We start from the raw sequence: 16,131 nt of genomic DNA on the forward strand, positions 1-16,131 counted from the left end.
CGGTCAATTCGTATCCGGCTCGAACAACTCCTCGATAGTGCAGTCGAATGCTGCGGCAAGGCGGAAGGCGACAGGCAGGCTCGGGTCGAACCGCTCCTTCTCGATGGAGATGATCGTCAGTCGGGTGACGTCGATTCGCTCGGCCAATTCGCTCTGAGACCACCGCTTCTCGGTGCGGCGCCGTCGAACATCGTTCTTCACTCGGACAGGGCCCGGTAGCGCGCGAACGCGTACCGCGCGGTGAACGATGCGAATGCCGCCAGCAGCAAGCCCGTCAGCAGCAGCGTGGCCGGGGGATCGACGCGGGCGATGGACACCACCGCAAGAGTCAGACCCAGCACGGTCACCAGATCGGTGGCCGTACCGCTGGACGCGGATGTCGTCCAATGGCTTTCGATGCTGTCGCCCGAGGTGTAGGTCTGGTCGGCGGTGACCGGCGCGACGAACAGTATCCAGCCCAGCATCGCGCCGAAGGGCAGCGCGGTGACGCCGAACACCAGCGCGGAAACCCCTGGCGCGATGGGTGACACGAGCCAGGCGAGCAGTGCCGTCGCCGATGCAGTGGCCAGGCCGACAGCGGCGACCGATATCCATCTGAGTCTCACCTGAATGCTCCGTTCGTTGGTATAGCTCGCTATACGTATAGGAAACCATACATCCCACTCCGATGTGTGGTCCGCAGCGAGCTACTGGCGGTATGGTTCGAGCACGTGGATTGCCGGATTTCGGCGTCGTACTCAGCCCTAGGAGCCTGATCGTGCATTCGTCTTCACTCGGAGATCACTGATGGCCGGCGGACTGGTAGCCCTGCTCGACGACGTGGCCGCGCTGGCACGGCTGGCGGCAGCATCGATCGACGACGTGGGAGCCGCTACCGGCAAAGCGACGGCCAAGGCCGCCGGTGTCGTGATCGACGACGCAGCGGTGACGCCTCAGTACGTTCGCGGTCTCGCGGCCGAACGGGAATTGCCCATCATCAAGCGCATCGCTGTCGGCTCGCTTCGGAACAAGCTGCTGATCATTCTGCCGATCGCCCTGCTGCTCAGTCAGTTCCTCCCATGGCTGCTGACGCCCATTCTGATGCTCGGTGGCTGCTACCTCAGCTACGAGGCAGCGCACAAGATCTGGGGAGCGCTGTTCGGCCACGGCGATCATCACGCCGAGGCAGAGGACGGGCCGCGGGACGAGGACAGCGTGGTGTCCGGTGCCGTTCGGACCGACCTGATTCTCTCCGCCGAGATCATGGTCATCGCTCTCGACACCATTGCGAGCGAGGGCTTCTGGAGTCGCCTCATCATCTTGGCGGTCGTCGCGGTGGTCATCACCATCGTCGTCTACGGCGTCGTCGCCCTCATCGTCAAGATGGACGACATCGGTCTGAAGCTGGCCGAGGGCTCGTCCGGGTTCGTCGAAAAGTTCGGCCGCGGACTGGTCAAGGGCATGCCGAAGGTGATGGCAGTGCTGTCGGTCGTCGGCACCGCAGCCATGCTGTGGGTCGGTGGGCACATCCTTCTCGTGGGCATCGACGAGCTCGGTTTCCACCCCATCTACGAGCTGGTGCACCACGGTGAGGATGCGGTGCGTGGGGTCGCGGGTGTCGGCGGAGTGCTGGCGTGGATCGTCAACACTCTTGCGTCGGCAGTCATCGGTGCGATCGTCGGCTGCATCATCGTTGTTGCGCAGCTCGGGATCTCGAAGGTGCTCGCCAAACGGGCCGCCGCGAAGTAGTGCCTGTATCGGCGACGTTCGCCGTCGTTCATCCCTCCTCGGAGCCGGCGCTCGACATCCTGTTTCGCTACAACGTCGATATCGTCGGACGCTTCTACGGCCGCGAGGCGTCGGACGAGGAAGTACGACGAGTCATGGTCGACGAGCCGAGTGACGATCTCGTGGGTGATTCGGGCCTGTTCGTTGTCGCATACCTGGGCGCGACGCTGGTCGGTTGCGGTGGTGCTCGTTTCGTCTCCGACGACATCGCAGAACTGACTCGGGTCTTCGTCGACGCGCGCGCCCGTGGAAACGGCGTCGGGTCGTCGATCGTCGAGTTCGTCGAGGGATCGGTTCGCCAATCGCGCCGCACGACAGTGCGATTGGATACGCGAGCGGACCTCGTCGAGGCCCGGGGCCTGTACTCCAAGCTCGGCTATCGGGAGGTGCCGGCATTCAACGCCGAGCCCTACGCCGAGGTATGGCTGGAAAAGCGACTGCTTTGAACAGCTTTCGTCACCGACGAGCTAGCTCGAGGACCCGTCGCTCGGACAGGGAGACATCGGCGAGCGATGCGGTCAACTCGTCCCACGCCTTTTGAACGCGGAGTTCATCTCGGCGGAGGCGCTTCTGCGCAGCAGCGAGTTTGCGCCGCTCGGCCCTGAGCATCCGTTGGTCGAGATCCTGTCGGGCCAGGAAGAGGTACGTGTAGGGATCGATTGGGTGCATGCCAACTCCTAGGGTGTAGTGGGGAATCCATGCATCAGCACCATCACGTGTTCACGCTCCCCGGAGGTCGCGTTCTCGCCGTGTCGACGCCATTTGTCGATGACGGCACGCATCTCCGTGCCCATCTTCTTCGTCTCTTCGGCGGTGAGCCGCAGGACGTCGTCGGAGCTGAACGCCGCCGATACCCACCCATGCCCCCACGACTCGGAAGTCCGGTCGAAATCGCGCAGCCGAGACCACTGGTGCGCCAACCAGGAGTCCTTGGACGCCTTGGCAACCGACAGTGACTCGGGCGAATCGGAGAAGTCGTTCTCGGACCAGCTGAAGCCCTCCTCATTGGCCTCCGACCACCAACGTTGGCGCTTGTCCGAGCCGTTCTCTACCTCTTTGACGAACCCGTGCTCGGCGAGTTTGCGCAGGTGATAGCTCACCGAGGCGGGTGACTCGTCCACCAGATCGCCGAGCTGAGTTGCCGTCATCGACTTGTTGGCGCGGAGTGCATAGAGCAGACGTAACCGGATGGGGTGTGTCAGCGCTTTCAGCTCGGACATGTCTGTCAGCTTGCGCGGCGTCTTATCGGGAGGTGGTGGGCTCATGCAACAACCATAACCCGAAAGAAATATTTCGCAATAGTTCTTTCGGATATGCGGTTCGGGTGTCAGTCCCGCCAGATGGCCGTGAATTCGTACCAGGGGCCGTCCAGGTGCCTAGCGGTGAAGTCGTCGAATCCCGCGGGCGGCCCACCTGGCGCGTAGGCCCATCCGGCGGAGCTCATGAGCGAGAAGCCGCTGTCGTCGGTGAAGTAGACCTCGCCACCCGATGTGGCGCGTGCCGAGCTGATGTCGAACGGACCGATCTCGATGTGTTCGCGGCTACTCGGGGGCTGTGCACTCAGTTCTCGCGCAGCGGCCTCGAATTCGTCGCGATGGTCCAGCATGGAGTCCGGGGGCAGCAGTACCAGAACAGCCGCTGCCAAGGCCACCACCATCGGGGCCAACGCTATCCACCACGACCATCGTCGATCCTGGCCGACGACGTGGAGGGTGCGAATCGCCCAGATGAGCCCGACGATCAGCAGCACCAGGATCGATGACGCTCCGGCGAGGAGTGGATCGAACCAGGCGAACTGTCCGTAGGGCGAGGGCCGCCAGTTTCTGGACACGCACACCCACGTGACGGCGGCGATCGTGGTGAACGCCAGCAAGATCGGCCCGGGCGGTTTCGCAGCTTTTCGAGGTGCGTTCGCCGACTCGATGAGGCGGTTCTTCAGGCGCTCGATGATGGTCGTGTTCCCTACGCGTCGGAGGTGGCATCCGCGCTCTGGGTCCCACATTTGTCGATGACTTCGGGGCTAACTGCTGTGCACGGTGACGGCGTATCCGTCGGGGTCACGTAGGACGAAGGTCTTTCCGAAGGGGCCGTCGAAGGGGGCGGTCACGATCGTCACACCGGCGGCGACGAGATTTTCGTGGAGCGCTTCGGCGTCGTCGCACACCAGCCAGAGGGCAACTCCGAGTCCCGGCTGACCACTGTCGAGATCCGTTTCGGGAGCGGGGTTTCGGACGGCGAACGGTATCGGTGAGGTGGTGAACACCACTGCGCCGGGTGGTGCCTGGGGTGCGCGGACGAGGCCCAGCTGCGATTCGTAGAAGTCTGCACTGACGGCGAGGTCACGTACCTGGAGGGAGAGGAAGCTCGGTCCGGAAACGGTTGCAACGGTCATGTCGTGTCCTTTCGGTAGTTCGTCAAGTTCTTGACGACATGAATGTATGTCAAGATGTTGACATGAGTCAAGTGGATGTCGACACCTCGATCGGTTACGCCCTCAAGCGGGCCACGTCCGCCCTGCGTTCGGCGATGGACGAGTGCCTACGCGATCTCGATATCACCGTCTCGCAGTACTCGAGCCTCGAACTCCTCGCGCACAAACCGGGACTGTCCAACGCCGAACTCGCGCGCGCGGTATTCGTCAGCAGGCAGGCAACCCATCAACTGCTGGCCGGGCTCACGCGCGGCGGCCTGGTGGAGATCGAGGGGGTAGGTCGAGACCAGCGTCTGTACGTGACAACCCTGGGCAGGGAGCGCCTGCGGCAAGCGTCGGCCGCTGTCGCCGCGGTGGAAAATGCCATGATTGCGTCGCTGTCCAAAAGTGAGCGAGAAGTGTTGCACCGCAGCCTTGTTACGTGTGCTGAGGCTCTGGACGGGCGCGAGCAGTCGTAACCTCGGTGGTTCTCGGTCAGGCGAAGCCGGCGTGCATTTCCCAGATCAAGATCTCGCTCGCCGTCGATGCTGTCACACGGTGACCTCCGGTGGCGGTGAGTCGGACCGCGTCACCCTGGGCAACGTCTCCGACGGTCTCGAACACTGCGGAACCGTCGGCGACGAAGACGTGACCGTACGGCGCGTCAGGGACGGTGACGGACTCCCCCGGTGCGAGTCGGGCGGCATGCAGCGTCGCGTAGCGGTTGCCGATCCGAACGCCGCCGCGGCCCGGCATGCCGGACGCCACCGGAACCAGCTCGCCGTTCGCCAGCTGGTCCTGTACGTCCAGCTCTTCGTACGAGGGGTCGGTTCCATCGGTGTCGGGTGGGATCCACATCTGCACCACGCGCAGCTTTTCGCGGCTGGTCCGGCTCGACGCATTGGTCTCGGTGTGCCGGATTCCGGTTCCGGCACTCATGCGTTGAACGAGGCCGGGGTAGATCAGCCCCGAATTGCCCTCGGAGTCAGTATGTTTCAGCGTCCCTTCCAACACCCACGTGACGATCTCCATGTTCTCGTGCTGATGGGAGTCGAACCCTTCGCCGGGAAACACCGTGTCCTCGTTGTGCACCATCAGTAGCCCGTGCGCATTGGCCGCGAGGTCGTAATTGCCGGTGGCGGGAAATGACTGCTTGGAATCGAGCCACTCGTTCCACCAGTGATGGCGTTGCGCACCGGGTATGTGAGTCACGGTCACGATGCGTGATTCCTCATTGCCGTGAAAGTTCGGGTCAGAGCCGCGAGATCGTTGGGGTCAACCAGGTCGAACATTTTCTCTCGTACTGCCTCGACGTGTCCCGGGCTGGCGGCGGCGAGGGTGTTCATGCCCGCTTCGGTGAGTTCGGCGGACATTCCTCGCTTGTCGTCGTCGCATTTGACGCGTGTGACCCAGCCGTTGTCGACGAGTCGGCTGATGGCTCTGGTGACGCCGCTACGAGTCGTGGTGACGGCGTCGGCGAGTTCGCTCATTCGTCGGCGACGGTCGGGTGCCTCGGACAGTACGACCAGCAGCTCGAAGTCGGTGAAGGAGATCCCGGAGTCGCGTGTGAGTTGATTGTCGAGGTCGCGAAGCAGCAGCCGCGTCGCATCGAGGTATGCGCGCCAGGCCTGCTGTTCGTCGGCACCGAGCCACCGTGGTGAGTCCATGCCCCCATGCTAGTTGACAACGCAACTAACCGGTGTACTGTTCTCGGTAGTTGACGAAGCAACTACCTGACCGGAGGCCGAAGCGATGACTGAAACCAACGAACTGACTGCAGACGAGACACGCCGCGCGCAGGAGCACGCCGAGCAGCGGGACCGCATCCGTCAGCAGTACATGAAGCCTGCAGGTGAGCGTCCGGCATCGTCTGCCCGCGGACTTCATCACACGGCTTTGGTCAGCAGCGATGTCGAGGCGACCGTGCGGTTCTATCAAGACCTGCTCGAGTTCCCTCTGACCGAGCTCATCGAGAACCGTGACTACCCGGGTTCGTCGCACTTCTTCTTCGACATCGGCAACAGCAACCTGTTGGCCTTCTTCGACTTCCCCGGACTCGACGTCGGGCCGTACGCGGAGGTGCTGGGCGGTCTGCATCACGTGGCCATCAGTGTCGAGCCCACCCGCTGGGAGCACCTGCGCACCAAGCTGATCGACGCGGGAATCGAATTGATCGAGCACAGCGAGGTCTCGCTCTACTTCCGCGACCCCGACGGTGCACGGCTCGAACTGATCGCCGATCCGCTCGGTGAAATGTACGGCTCGCACGTTCTCTGAGAACACACCTACTTTCGAGATTCGAGGCAATGACATGACCTCTGCAGCAACCACACTCGACCTCCGCCGCGCCGACGACCGATTCAAAACCAAGATCGGCTGGCTGGACTCCAAGCATTCCTTCTCGTTCGGCAACCACTTCGATCGCAGTAACACCCACCACGGCGTCCTCATGGTCAACAACGACGACATCGTCACCCCGGGAATGGGATTCGATACCCACCCGCACCGCGACATGGAGATCATCACCTGGGTTCTGCAGGGATCGCTGGTGCACCAGGACTCGATGGGCCACTCCGGAGTCATCTACCCCGGCCTCGCACAGCGCATGAGTGCGGGCACCGGAATTCTGCACTCCGAGAAGAACGATTCGTGGCGACTCGGCGATACTGCCGGCTCGTACTCGGGCAAGCACGGCGATCCTGTTCGCTTCGTCCAGATGTGGGTCGTGCCCGACGAGCAGGGCATCACCCCGGGCTACGAACAGCTCGAGATCGACAACGAATTGCTCAGCGGCGGTCTGGTTCCCGTCGCATCCGGCATGCCCGACCATGCCGATCACGCCGCCATTCGCATCCAGAACAAGTACGCCGCCATGCACGTGGCGCGCCTACAGCCCGGGCAGGCTCCGGTGGAGATTCCCGATGCACCGTTCGTACACATCTTCGTGGCCGAGGGTGAGGCGATGCTCGAGGGAGTCGGACCCCTCGCGCAGGGCGACGCCGTGCGCGTCAGCGGAGGCGGCGGTCAGAAACTGAGCACTGCCAGCGGTGCCGAAGTGATCGTCTGGGAGATGCACGCCGCGATCGCCGGTTAATCGGTCTCTCGGTGTGGGCGGAACGAATGCTCCTCGTGGTCGAGTTCGTGTTCGAGGCTGCGCATGCTGTTGTCCGGTAGCCGGCCGGCATCGCGCCAGCAGAGCAACTCTTCTCGCTCCACATCGAGGATTCGGCGGCGCGTACTCATCGCAGCAATCTGTTCCGGTGAGATGACCGCGTCGCCGACGTCCGTCTCGTCGAGATGATCGAGTCGACGGTGGTACCGGTCGATGCGATGCTCGAGCTCGCTCCGCAGGATCTCCCGGCCCTCGTCGTCGAGGTTCTCTTCGTCGGCGATGCGATCGAGCTGTGACAGTGCAGCTTTGGCCGATCCCTCACGTGCTTCGTTTCGCAGACGCGCCTCAGCGGCGGGGTCCGCGACGACGTTCAGCTTGCGCACCAGTGGAGCGAACGTGAGGCCCTGTCCAAGGACCGTCACCAGCACGACGAGAAATGCGCAGAACAGCAACAGGTCTCGGCTCTCGAACGGCTCGCCCGAGTCGATCGTCAGAGGGAGCGTGAACACCGCGGCGACGGTGATGACGCCGCGGGTGCCGGCCCAGCTCATCACCACCGCCTCGCGTGGGGACAGCCCGGTCGTGAGCAACCACAGCGGACGCAGTAGAAGCACGCCGGCCAGAGTGACCGTGACCGCGAGAGCGATGGTCGTTCCCGAGTAGGCCGAGAGGCCGCCGACCACGGTGGGCAACTGCTCACCGATGAGCAGAAAAACGAAGCCCTCGAGCAGCAGATCGATCAGTCGCCACACAGCGCTGGTCTGCAGTCGGCTGGCCCCGGAGATGGCGTGGCGGGTGTGGTGCCCGATCACCAGAGCCGCGACGACCACGGCGAGAACACCCGAGGCGTGAACTTCCTCTGCCGCCAGGTACGCCACGAACGGCGTCGCCAGCGACACGATGTTGAGCAGCAGTGAATCGTGAACGTAGCGCTGTACGAGGCGAATCAGCAGGGCGACGACCAATCCGACGACGATTCCGCCGGCCGCAGCCAACACGAACAACCCACCCGCGTGGACGAAGGTCATGTCCTGACTGGATATTGCGGCGATCGCGACGGTCAGCATCGTCAGCGCCGTCGCGTCGTTCAGCAGTCCCTCACCTTCGATGAGGGTGACGAGTTTCGGTGGGATACCGGCGCGACGACCAACCGCAAGGGCGGCGACCGGGTCCGGCGGCGCAACAGCGGCACCGAGCGCCATACCGGCGGCCAGGGTGATGCCCGGAACGAGCAACCACATGCCGACACCCACGAGGGCAGCGGTCGCCACCACGAGGGCGACCGACAGACTCAGGATTGTCCACACGTTGCGGCGGATCGCGATCAACGAGGAGTTCAGCGCGGCGCTGTAGAGCAGCGGCGGAATCACCAGAGTCAGCACGACTTCGGGGTCGAGAACGATGTCGGGCAACGCCGACGCCGAGACGGCCAGGCCGGCCAAGGTCAACAACGCTGCCGCGGGCAGCGCCGTCTTCTTCGAGATCACCTGCGCGGCGACGATCAGACCCGTAGCAGCCAGGACCAGGCCCAGAGTTTCTATCACCCGGCTGTATTCCACCAGGTCAGGGGTTCAAACTATCTCTTCAGCCCGAACATCTTCGCGATCGTCTTCTCCATGAATGTCGCCGGCAGCAACCGTCGCGCCAGAAACACGACCGGTGCGTTGCTTCCTCTGGCGTACAAGGGTTTCGGCTTGTCGGCCTCGATGGCCTTCAGTACTACTTCGGCGACGTCCTCGGCGGAGATTCCGGTTCCTTCCTTACGATCCAGTGACGAGATCGCTGTGTGGAAGTCGTCTCGGTGGACCGAATCCGCGGCGATGTACTTGGTGCGTCGTTCGCTGATTCCGGTGTTGATCGATCCCGGCTCCACGGTGGTCATCCACACGCCGAACGGAGAGAGTTCCAGCCGCGCGGCGTCGGAGAAGCCCTTGATGGCTGCTTTCGTCGACGCGTACGAGGAGCGGTAGGCGAGCGGAAAGCTCGCCAGCATAGACCCGACCATGACGATGCGGCCGTACCCGCGCTCACGCATGCCGGGAATGACGTTCTGCGACAGCGTCACTGCGCCGAACACGTTCAATTGGAACAATCGCTCGATGGCGTCGGTCGGCAGTTCCTCGAAGGGCCCGGACTGGCTCTCGCCCGCGTTGTTGACCAGAACGTCGACGGCGCCCAGCTCGGCAACGAATGCGCCGATCGACGTGGTGTCGGTCAGGTCCAGAGCTCGATACTCGACGCCTGCTGCCCGTTGATCGGAGGTTATCGAATCCGGATTCCGAGAAGTGCCGATAACTCGGTAGCCGCGGGCAACCAGCGCCGACGCGACGGCCCTTCCGATGCCCGACGAAGCTCCGGTGACCACTGCGGTGCGATTCATGCCCAGATGGTACCGGTGCAGTCGGTTCGTAGCGCATGACGAAACCGCCCATACCGGCTAGTCTGTTACCCATGCAAACGAATCCTCCCGCTTTGCTACTCGAGCACATGTGCATGGCCTTCGGCCCCAAGATTGCGGTCGACGACCTCTCGTTGATGGTTCCGCCCGGGTCGATGTTCGGGTTGGTCGGCCCCAACGGTGCTGGTAAGACGACATGTCTGTCCATGGCGGTCGGGCTGCTCAGACCGCAGTACGGCCGAAGCCTCGTTTTCGGGCGTGACGTCTGGGCCGATCCGATCGCGGCGAAGGAGCTGCTCGGCGTGCTGCCCGACGGACTGACATTGCCTTCCCAGTTCACCGGCCACGAGCTACTGACCTATATCGGTCGACTGCGCGCGATGCCGGAGGACGTCATCGCGCAGCGTCGCGACGAGCTGCTGAACGCGTTGGGTCTCGCCGATGCCGGCGGAACCGTCATCGCCGACTATTCCGCCGGAATGACCAAGAAGATCGGACTGGCGTCGGCGCTGTTGCACGGGCCTCGCCTCTTGGTGTTGGACGAGCCCTTCGAAGCCGTCGATCCCATCTCGTCGACGACGATCCGCAACATCCTGATTCAGTTCGTTCGCTCCGGTGGCTCGGTGATCCTGTCCAGTCACGTCATGGCCCTCGTCGAACGGCTGTGCTCCCACGTCGGTGTCATCACCGGTGGTCGAGTCGTGGCGGCGGGAACGGTCGACGACGTCCGCGCCGGTGGCACCCTCGACGACGCCTTCGTGCGCCTCGTCGGCTCCCGAGACCAGAACCCGGACGGCTTGTCCTGGATGCGCTCGTGAAGTCGGTCGGTCGCACCGTCCTGCAGATGCGAATCACGCTCTACCGCAGGCAGTTCAAGGGCGGACAAGCAGTGGTCAAGACCGTGTTCGGGTTGCTGGGGCTGGCCCTCGCGGTTCTCGCATGCGTGATGGCGGCCCGAACCGACGCGTCGCAGGTATTGGTGGGCGGCACCGCAAGCCTCGGACTGACCCTGACGGGCCTGAGTTGGGTGCTCTTCCCGGTGCTGTCGGGTATCTCCGACGACAACATCCAGCCCCGCCACTTCCAATTGCTGTCCGTCGATCCTGCGCGACTGGCCCGTGCGCTGCTGACCACGTCGGTGATCGGCATGGTGGTTCCGCTGACGATCGTCGCGACGGCATCCATTCCGATCTACGCTCTGTCGCGGTCGATTGCCGCAGTGCCTCTGGCGCTGGTGGCCTGGCCCGCGACGGTGGTGTTCTTCGTGACGCTGTCACGGGTGGTGACACTGGCCATGTCGCAACTACTCAAGAGTCGCCGCAGCCGCGAGTTCGCGTTGCTGGCGTTCGGCGCTGTCTTCGGAGGCCTGTACTTCCTGCAGTTCCCCATCACGCAGAATCTCGATCGTGTGCTGTCGGGTGAGGTGACGTGGCCGCTCACACTGGCCCATTCGATTCCCTTCGGCTGGGGTATCACCGGCGTCGATGCTGTGCTGGAGGGCAATTGGCTGTTGGCGATCGGAGCGGTGGTGGGATTGCTGCTGCTGGACGTCACACTGGTGTGGGCCTGGCAGCGACTGGTTCTACGCCACTTCGAGGGGCGAGTCTCGACGTCGTCGGGATCGACCCGTAAGCAGACCGCAGAGAAGGGCCGCGACGGTGCAACAGGGTGGCGGGCAACGCGCGTCGGCGCGGTAGTGACGCGAGAGCTGTCTCTGTGGCGCGGTGACATGCGTCGTCGGAGTCAGCTGCTGTCGGTGCTGATTTTCGCGGTGCTGGCCGGCATCGGCCCGCTGGTGACCGACTCGATTCCGTTCAGCGCAGCCTGGGGTGCGTGGATCGCGATCTTCATGGCGATGGGTGCGGGATCGAATTCGTACGGTCTCGACGGTGGTTCGATGTGGCACCTGGTGATGATTCCGCAGGCTCTCCCCGACGACATCCGTGGTCGGCAGATCGCCTGGTTGCTGGTCGCGACCCCCTTCGCGATCGTGCCGGTCGTGGTGGTTCGAGTGTTCGGTGATCTCGGGCTCGACCGATGGGAGATCCCTGTTGCCGTGACGATCTCGATGCTCGGAGTCAGCGCCGGTCTGACCGCCGCGAACTCCGTACGCGGTGCCTACCCGGTGCCCGAAGCTACGAAGTCGTTCTCGATGAACACCCGAGGGTCGTTCACCGGAAAAGCATTCGTATTCCTCATCCTCGGGATAGTGGTCCTGGCCGTGTCGGTCGTGCCCGCACTGGTTCTCGCACTGCTCCTTCCGGGAGCGTGGACGTATCTGTCGATCCCGGTGGCCGTAGCGATCGGCTGGCTAGGGATGTGGTGGGGCGCGCGAATGGCAGTCGGCACGCTGGTTCGTGACTCCGACAGAATCCTGAACTCGGTGATCTCACGGTAGTGCGCGGATCGCCCGACACGGGTTGCCTGCAGCGAACGTATGCGGCGGTACGTCGCGGGTGACGACACTTCCGGCTCCGATCACCGAGTTCTCTCCGATCGTGACTCCGGGACAGACGATGACGCCTCCGCCCAGCCAGACATTGTCTCCGATGGTGATGGGAAGGGCGCTCTCCCAACGAGATCGACGAGCGTCATGGTCTTCCATGGGATGCAGCGCAGTCAGTAGTTGCGCACGTGGACCGATCGAGACGTCGTTCCCGATGGTGATGGGCGCGCAGTCCAAAAGAATGGCGTCGTAGTTCAGAAAGCTGTTGGACCCGATGGAAATGTATGTGCCGTAGTCGCATTGGAAGCGCGGCATGATCCACGAGTCTGATCCGATGGAACCGAGTAGCTCGCCGAGCAGTTCACGTCTTTCTGCGTCCTGGTCTGCCTCGGTTGCGTTGAATCTGTCGAGCAGCTTTCCACACGACACACGCGAGGCCACCAGGTCGGGATCACTGTCTCGATAGAGTTCGCCGCGCAACATCCGGTCCCGATTCTCGCTCATGGACCCGACACTATCGAGCGGTCGGCTTCTCGAACAGCGCCACGCTGAACCACGAACTGCCACCGTCGAAGTCGCGACGGCCGACGTGCTGGAAACCCTGCCGAACGTAGTAGTTGCGTAGATCGGTGTTGGTCTCGGCGCAGTCCAGCCGTAGCAGCCCTCGCCCTTCCTGTCGGGTCCGCTGCGACGCCCACTCGAGCAACGACGTCCCCAGTCCCGTACCGGCTTCGCTTCTGTCGATCACCAATCCGTGCACATAGCCTGCGTCTTCGTCCGGCTCCGGCCAGATGGCAGGATCGGCCCAGATCAGTCGTAGGGCTCCGACAATCGGGCCACCGGGGTGGCGTCGGGCGATGTGGAACTGCCCTGCCTCGATCTGGGCCGCAACAGTCGACAGCGGTACCTCGCGCGGTGCCCACTGAGCGATTCGCCGGGCGGCCAACCAGTCCTCGGCGGCGTGCCGGAGGTCGAGTATCGTTGCTGCGTCGGCGGCAGACGCGAGTTCTACGGTGAGCACCCTGCCATCGTACGGAGGTGACGAGTCCTATGGTGAACGTGCTTGTGGTCGAAAGTGATTCGGACCGTAAGGCCTTCCCGTCGATCGGCGGAGTCCACTTCCGGAGCTGCACGATCCCCGAACTCGTCGATGCGGTGTCGTGGGCGGAGGTTCTACTGTTTCGCACGTTCGAGGCAGTCGACCTGCAGGATGTGTGGCCGCACGCCGACAAGCTTCGCTGGATTCATGTGTCGAGCGCCGGGGTCGATCGGGTGCTGGATCCGGTGCTGCGGGACAGTCCGTGGGTGCTGACCAACTCCGGCGGCATTCTCGATCGTGCGATCGCCGAATACGTCGCTGCAGGCGTTCTGGCGTCGATGAAGAAGCTGCCCGAAGCGCTTCGGCGACAACGTGAACGGGTCTGGGAACATCGCCTCACCAGTGGAATCCACAATCGGAGGGTGCTGGTCGTCGGTCCGGGTTCGATCGGCCGCGCCATCGGTCGCGTTCTCGGGGCACTCGGCATGCGTGTCGACGCGGCCGGCACATCCGAGCGGCCGGGAGATGCGGAGTTCGAGAGAATTCTTTCGGTGTACGAGTTACCGTCCTACGCAGGTGAATACGACGTGGTGGTGCTGTCCGCGCCGCTGACCGAGAAGACCCGCGGGCTCGTGAATGCAGAGGTCCTCGGGGCGATGCGTCACGACGCGGGGCTGGTCAACATCGCCCGTGGGCCCGTTGTCGACGAACAGGCCTTGTGCGAGGCGTTGAATTCCGGGGCGATCGGATGGGCTGTGTTGGATGTCTTCGAGGTCGAGCCACTCCCGGCGTCGAGTCCGCTGTGGGAGCTCGACAACGTGATTCTGACGGCGCATCTGGCCGGTGACGCCGACGACTTCGCCGATCGGCTGTGGACGCTGTTCGAGGACAATCTCGATAGGTACCGGCGGAACGAGTCCCTGGTCAATGTGGTGGACAAGCAGGCGGGCTACGTCCGCCGGTAGAAGCCGACGTCAATCTATGTGTAACACGCCGTCGCGTGTATTAGTGTCGGTGGAATGCGTGAGATAAACCACTCGGCGGTCGCGTCGACACCCCGCGATGCGGCTTTCGCCTACCTCGACGACTATCGAAACGTCCCGCGGTGGATGTTCGGGATCACGCGGTTCGAGCCGAGGAGTGAGACCACCTCCGGTCTCGGGGCGACATACGACGCAACCATGCAGATCGGCCCCAAATCGTTGAATTCGATCGTCCGCGTCACCGAATGGGTCGAGAACGAGCGACTCACGCTCGAATCGGTCGAAGGCCTGTCCAACTCCTCGACCTGGTCTTTCACGGACCTGGATGAGGGCCGGACCCGCCTCGATGTCATCTTCCGTTACAGCCTGCCCGGGGGCATCGCCGGTAAAGTTCTCGGGGCCGTCGTGGAGCCCGTCGTCGGGCAGGCGATTCGGCACACCGAGTCCACTCTCCGATCGCAGCTGGAAGCGGCCGAACATCGGTAGTCCCGGATAATCGGTACTCTGGCTAACGTGACGGACGAGCCGAAGCGACCCCGCGGATTGACCTTCGGCAGAGTCGCCGAGGAGTACGACCGGGCTCGCCCTGGATACCCGGCGGCGCTGTACACGGATGTTCTTGCCGGCGGTGCGACCCGCGTGTTGGAAGCGGGAGCCGGCACCGGAAAAGCCACCGTCGCGTTGGCCGAACGCGGCGCTTCGGTGGTTGCGGTCGAGCCGGATTCGGGTATGGCCGAGGTGATCCGACGCCGCACCGAGAACATGGACGTCGATGTTCAGGTCTCCCGGTTCGAGGACTTCGTCGGTGCGCCGTCATTGTTCGACGTCGTTGTGGCCGCTCAGGCGTGGCACTGGGTGGACCCCGATCGAGGAGCCGCGGTGGCGGCTCGTGCATTGGTCCCCGGGGGATCACTTCGGTTGTGGTGGAACATGCCCGGTCAGCTCGACGGACCGGTGTGGGAGTCGGTACGGGCTGCGTACATCGCCACCGAGCCGGAAGCCGCACCGCTGTTGGCGCACTCCCTCGGCGTGCAATCCGAGACCGCGGTACCCCGCGCGGCCGGCTTCGGCCCCTGGTCCACGTCGACGTACGAGTGGGTTCAGCGTTACTCCGCGGACGAATTCTGCGCCATGGCCGCGACGTACTCGAGTCACCTGATTCTCACCGACACACGTCGGCAGGAAGTGCTCCGAGCGGTTCATGCGGCTATCGACAGCCACGGCCACCTCGATTATCAGTACGTCACACAGATGATGACGGCGACTCGAGGCTAGGCCACCGTCGTGGTGCAGACGACGAATTGCCGTGCTTCGTAGGCGAATCCGCCTTCGGGGCAGTCGTTGGGGTCCGCGGTACCGGTCTTGATCTCGGTGACCTTCTCGACGCTCGTCGCGCTGGGGTCTGCGCAATCGACGCGGGCGGGCTCGTCCATTCCGGTACTCGGCACGCTCATGCAGCCGTCGATCACCCAGTCGACGTCGAGGCACAGTGCGCCCTGCTCGACACCGTTCAGAGTCTCGTAGTACGTCTGATTGACGTCGGTGGGGCACTGCTCGTTCTCTGCGGCTTTGGCGATGACCTTGTAGTTGGACTCCATGCTGCCGCATTCGGCGTTGTCGATTTCGGCGGCCGTCATCGTGCCACCGAGCTTGACGCACTGGCCGATCTCGACGTCGATGTCGGTGGAGCCACCGGCGTCGATGCCTTCCTGGCCGGACACGTTGTCGGTGGTGGTGGTGGGGGCTGCGGAGCTGCTGGAGGCAGTGGTGTCTGCGGCAACGGCAGTGCCGGCGTCGGACGACGAACAGCCCGCGGCGAGCATCAGCGTGAGGGCTGCACCCGCGGCGAGAAGGCCTCGAGATAGTGCGTGCATCGTGGCATGACCTTTTGGACTCGTCCAGGCGAAGGAGCATTCCTTCGTCGGCAGCCCCGCGGGCCACCGATGAAAGATTCTCGACCATCCGGGCGGTTTTGC

At 63.7% G+C, this 16,131-nt stretch carries 23 protein-coding genes; 10 read left to right on the forward strand and 13 right to left on the reverse strand.

Features of this window, described 5'->3' with window-relative positions:
• Positions 1-3: 3 nt before the first annotated feature.
• Positions 4-201 (reverse strand): helix-turn-helix transcriptional regulator, encoded by a 198-nt coding sequence (locus CH278_RS10325; RefSeq protein ID WP_032373454.1) that lies wholly within the window; start codon positions 199-201, stop codon positions 4-6.
• Complete coding sequence (locus tag CH278_RS10330; protein ID WP_094621841.1) at positions 198-605, reverse strand: hypothetical protein; 408 nt, start codon at positions 603-605, stop codon at positions 198-200. The genes CH278_RS10325 and CH278_RS10330 overlap by 4 nt, the downstream gene beginning before the upstream one ends.
• Before the next feature lie 181 nt (positions 606-786).
• Here CH278_RS10330 and CH278_RS10335 point away from each other — a divergent pair, with 181 nt between their 5' ends.
• Both CH278_RS10335 and CH278_RS10340 read left to right on the forward strand, forming a co-directional pair.
• A complete protein-coding gene (locus CH278_RS10335; RefSeq protein WP_094621842.1) occupies positions 787-1,728 on the forward strand; it encodes a DUF808 domain-containing protein in 942 nt (313 codons plus the stop codon).
• Positions 1,728-2,213: a GNAT family N-acetyltransferase gene (locus CH278_RS10340; RefSeq protein WP_094621843.1), complete on the forward strand. Its 486-nt coding sequence runs from the start codon at positions 1,728-1,730 to the stop codon at positions 2,211-2,213. The genes CH278_RS10335 and CH278_RS10340 overlap by 1 nt, the downstream gene beginning before the upstream one ends.
• A gap of 10 nt (positions 2,214-2,223) precedes the next feature.
• Here the strand turns inward: CH278_RS10340 and CH278_RS10345 are convergent, their stop codons facing one another.
• The 4 genes from CH278_RS10345 to CH278_RS10360 all read right to left on the reverse strand — a co-directional run bounded on the left by CH278_RS10345 (position 2,224) and on the right by CH278_RS10360 (position 4,159).
• Positions 2,224-2,436, reverse strand: coding sequence for a hypothetical protein (locus tag CH278_RS10345; RefSeq protein ID WP_094621844.1), 213 nt, complete (start codon positions 2,434-2,436; stop codon positions 2,224-2,226).
• A gap of 8 nt (positions 2,437-2,444) precedes the next feature.
• Positions 2,445-3,032 (reverse strand): ArsR/SmtB family transcription factor, encoded by a 588-nt coding sequence (locus CH278_RS10350; protein WP_256991848.1) that lies wholly within the window; start codon positions 3,030-3,032, stop codon positions 2,445-2,447.
• A gap of 62 nt (positions 3,033-3,094) precedes the next feature.
• The gene (locus CH278_RS10355) at positions 3,095-3,769 is read right to left on the reverse strand and encodes a DUF1109 domain-containing protein (RefSeq protein WP_256991847.1); all 675 of its coding nucleotides are present in this window, start codon (positions 3,767-3,769) and stop codon (positions 3,095-3,097) included.
• A gap of 18 nt (positions 3,770-3,787) precedes the next feature.
• Complete coding sequence (locus CH278_RS10360; RefSeq protein WP_032367695.1) at positions 3,788-4,159, reverse strand: VOC family protein; 372 nt, start codon at positions 4,157-4,159, stop codon at positions 3,788-3,790.
• A gap of 62 nt (positions 4,160-4,221) precedes the next feature.
• Between CH278_RS10360 and CH278_RS10365 the strand changes: the two genes are divergently transcribed.
• Complete coding sequence (locus tag CH278_RS10365) at positions 4,222-4,656, forward strand: MarR family winged helix-turn-helix transcriptional regulator (protein ID WP_027495108.1); 435 nt, start codon at positions 4,222-4,224, stop codon at positions 4,654-4,656.
• A 16-nt stretch (positions 4,657-4,672) separates the two neighbouring features.
• On the opposite strand, the gene CH278_RS10370 is transcribed toward CH278_RS10365, so the two are convergent.
• On the reverse strand, positions 4,673-5,395 hold the full coding sequence (locus CH278_RS10370; protein ID WP_048318903.1) for a pirin family protein: 723 nt from the start codon (positions 5,393-5,395) through the stop codon (positions 4,673-4,675).
• Positions 5,392-5,844: a MarR family winged helix-turn-helix transcriptional regulator gene (locus CH278_RS10375; protein WP_027495110.1), complete on the reverse strand. Its 453-nt coding sequence runs from the start codon at positions 5,842-5,844 to the stop codon at positions 5,392-5,394. The genes CH278_RS10370 and CH278_RS10375 overlap by 4 nt, the downstream gene beginning before the upstream one ends.
• Before the next feature lie 85 nt (positions 5,845-5,929).
• Between CH278_RS10375 and CH278_RS10380 the strand changes: the two genes are divergently transcribed.
• Both CH278_RS10380 and CH278_RS10385 read left to right on the forward strand, forming a co-directional pair.
• Complete coding sequence (locus tag CH278_RS10380; protein ID WP_027495111.1) at positions 5,930-6,454, forward strand: VOC family protein; 525 nt, start codon at positions 5,930-5,932, stop codon at positions 6,452-6,454.
• Positions 6,455-6,488: 34 nt separating this feature from the next.
• Entirely contained in the window at positions 6,489-7,271 is a 783-nt protein-coding gene (locus tag CH278_RS10385) for a pirin family protein (protein ID WP_057474549.1), read from the forward strand.
• On the opposite strand, the gene CH278_RS10390 is transcribed toward CH278_RS10385, so the two are convergent.
• A complete protein-coding gene (locus CH278_RS10390; protein ID WP_045841719.1) occupies positions 7,268-8,833 on the reverse strand; it encodes a Na+/H+ antiporter in 1,566 nt (521 codons plus the stop codon). The two genes, CH278_RS10385 and CH278_RS10390, sit on opposite strands and share 4 nt — an antisense overlap.
• A gap of 32 nt (positions 8,834-8,865) precedes the next feature.
• Positions 8,866-9,669: an SDR family oxidoreductase gene (locus tag CH278_RS10395; RefSeq protein ID WP_094621846.1), complete on the reverse strand. Its 804-nt coding sequence runs from the start codon at positions 9,667-9,669 to the stop codon at positions 8,866-8,868.
• Positions 9,670-9,740: 71 nt separating this feature from the next.
• Between CH278_RS10395 and CH278_RS10400 the strand changes: the two genes are divergently transcribed.
• Both CH278_RS10400 and CH278_RS10405 read left to right on the forward strand, forming a co-directional pair.
• A complete protein-coding gene (locus CH278_RS10400) occupies positions 9,741-10,505 on the forward strand; it encodes an ABC transporter ATP-binding protein (protein ID WP_032373463.1) in 765 nt (254 codons plus the stop codon).
• The gene (locus CH278_RS10405) at positions 10,502-12,085 is read left to right on the forward strand and encodes an ABC transporter permease (protein WP_094621847.1); all 1,584 of its coding nucleotides are present in this window, start codon (positions 10,502-10,504) and stop codon (positions 12,083-12,085) included. The genes CH278_RS10400 and CH278_RS10405 overlap by 4 nt, the downstream gene beginning before the upstream one ends.
• Here CH278_RS10405 and CH278_RS10410 read toward each other — a convergent pair.
• Together CH278_RS10410 and CH278_RS10415 are read right to left on the reverse strand one after the other, a co-directional pair.
• Positions 12,077-12,637, reverse strand: coding sequence for a sugar O-acetyltransferase (locus CH278_RS10410; protein WP_094621848.1), 561 nt, complete (start codon positions 12,635-12,637; stop codon positions 12,077-12,079). The genes CH278_RS10405 and CH278_RS10410 overlap by 9 nt on opposite strands.
• Positions 12,638-12,647: 10 nt before the next feature.
• The gene (locus tag CH278_RS10415; RefSeq protein WP_094621849.1) at positions 12,648-13,154 is read right to left on the reverse strand and encodes a GNAT family N-acetyltransferase; all 507 of its coding nucleotides are present in this window, start codon (positions 13,152-13,154) and stop codon (positions 12,648-12,650) included.
• A 29-nt stretch (positions 13,155-13,183) separates the two neighbouring features.
• Here CH278_RS10415 and CH278_RS10420 point away from each other — a divergent pair, with 29 nt between their 5' ends.
• The 3 genes from CH278_RS10420 to CH278_RS10430 are packed head-to-tail and all read left to right on the forward strand — an operon-like array spanning position 13,184 to position 15,430.
• Positions 13,184-14,137, forward strand: a complete 954-nt coding sequence (locus tag CH278_RS10420) for a D-2-hydroxyacid dehydrogenase (RefSeq protein ID WP_094621850.1) — start codon at positions 13,184-13,186, stop codon at positions 14,135-14,137.
• 54 nt (positions 14,138-14,191) lie between these two features.
• Positions 14,192-14,641: an SRPBCC family protein gene (locus CH278_RS10425; RefSeq protein ID WP_032370002.1), complete on the forward strand. Its 450-nt coding sequence runs from the start codon at positions 14,192-14,194 to the stop codon at positions 14,639-14,641.
• A 27-nt stretch (positions 14,642-14,668) separates the two neighbouring features.
• Positions 14,669-15,430, forward strand: coding sequence for a class I SAM-dependent methyltransferase (locus CH278_RS10430; protein ID WP_179274425.1), 762 nt, complete (start codon positions 14,669-14,671; stop codon positions 15,428-15,430).
• On the opposite strand, the gene lppU is transcribed toward CH278_RS10430, so the two are convergent.
• Entirely contained in the window at positions 15,427-16,029 is a 603-nt protein-coding gene (gene lppU, locus CH278_RS10435; protein WP_032370001.1) for an LppU family putative lipoprotein, read from the reverse strand. The genes CH278_RS10430 and lppU overlap by 4 nt on opposite strands.
• Between the last annotated feature and the right edge of the window lie 102 nt (positions 16,030-16,131).

The organism is Rhodococcus sp. 05-2254-5 (genome assembly GCF_002258575.1).
Taxonomy (GTDB): domain Bacteria; phylum Actinomycetota; class Actinomycetes; order Mycobacteriales; family Mycobacteriaceae; genus Rhodococcoides; species Rhodococcoides fascians.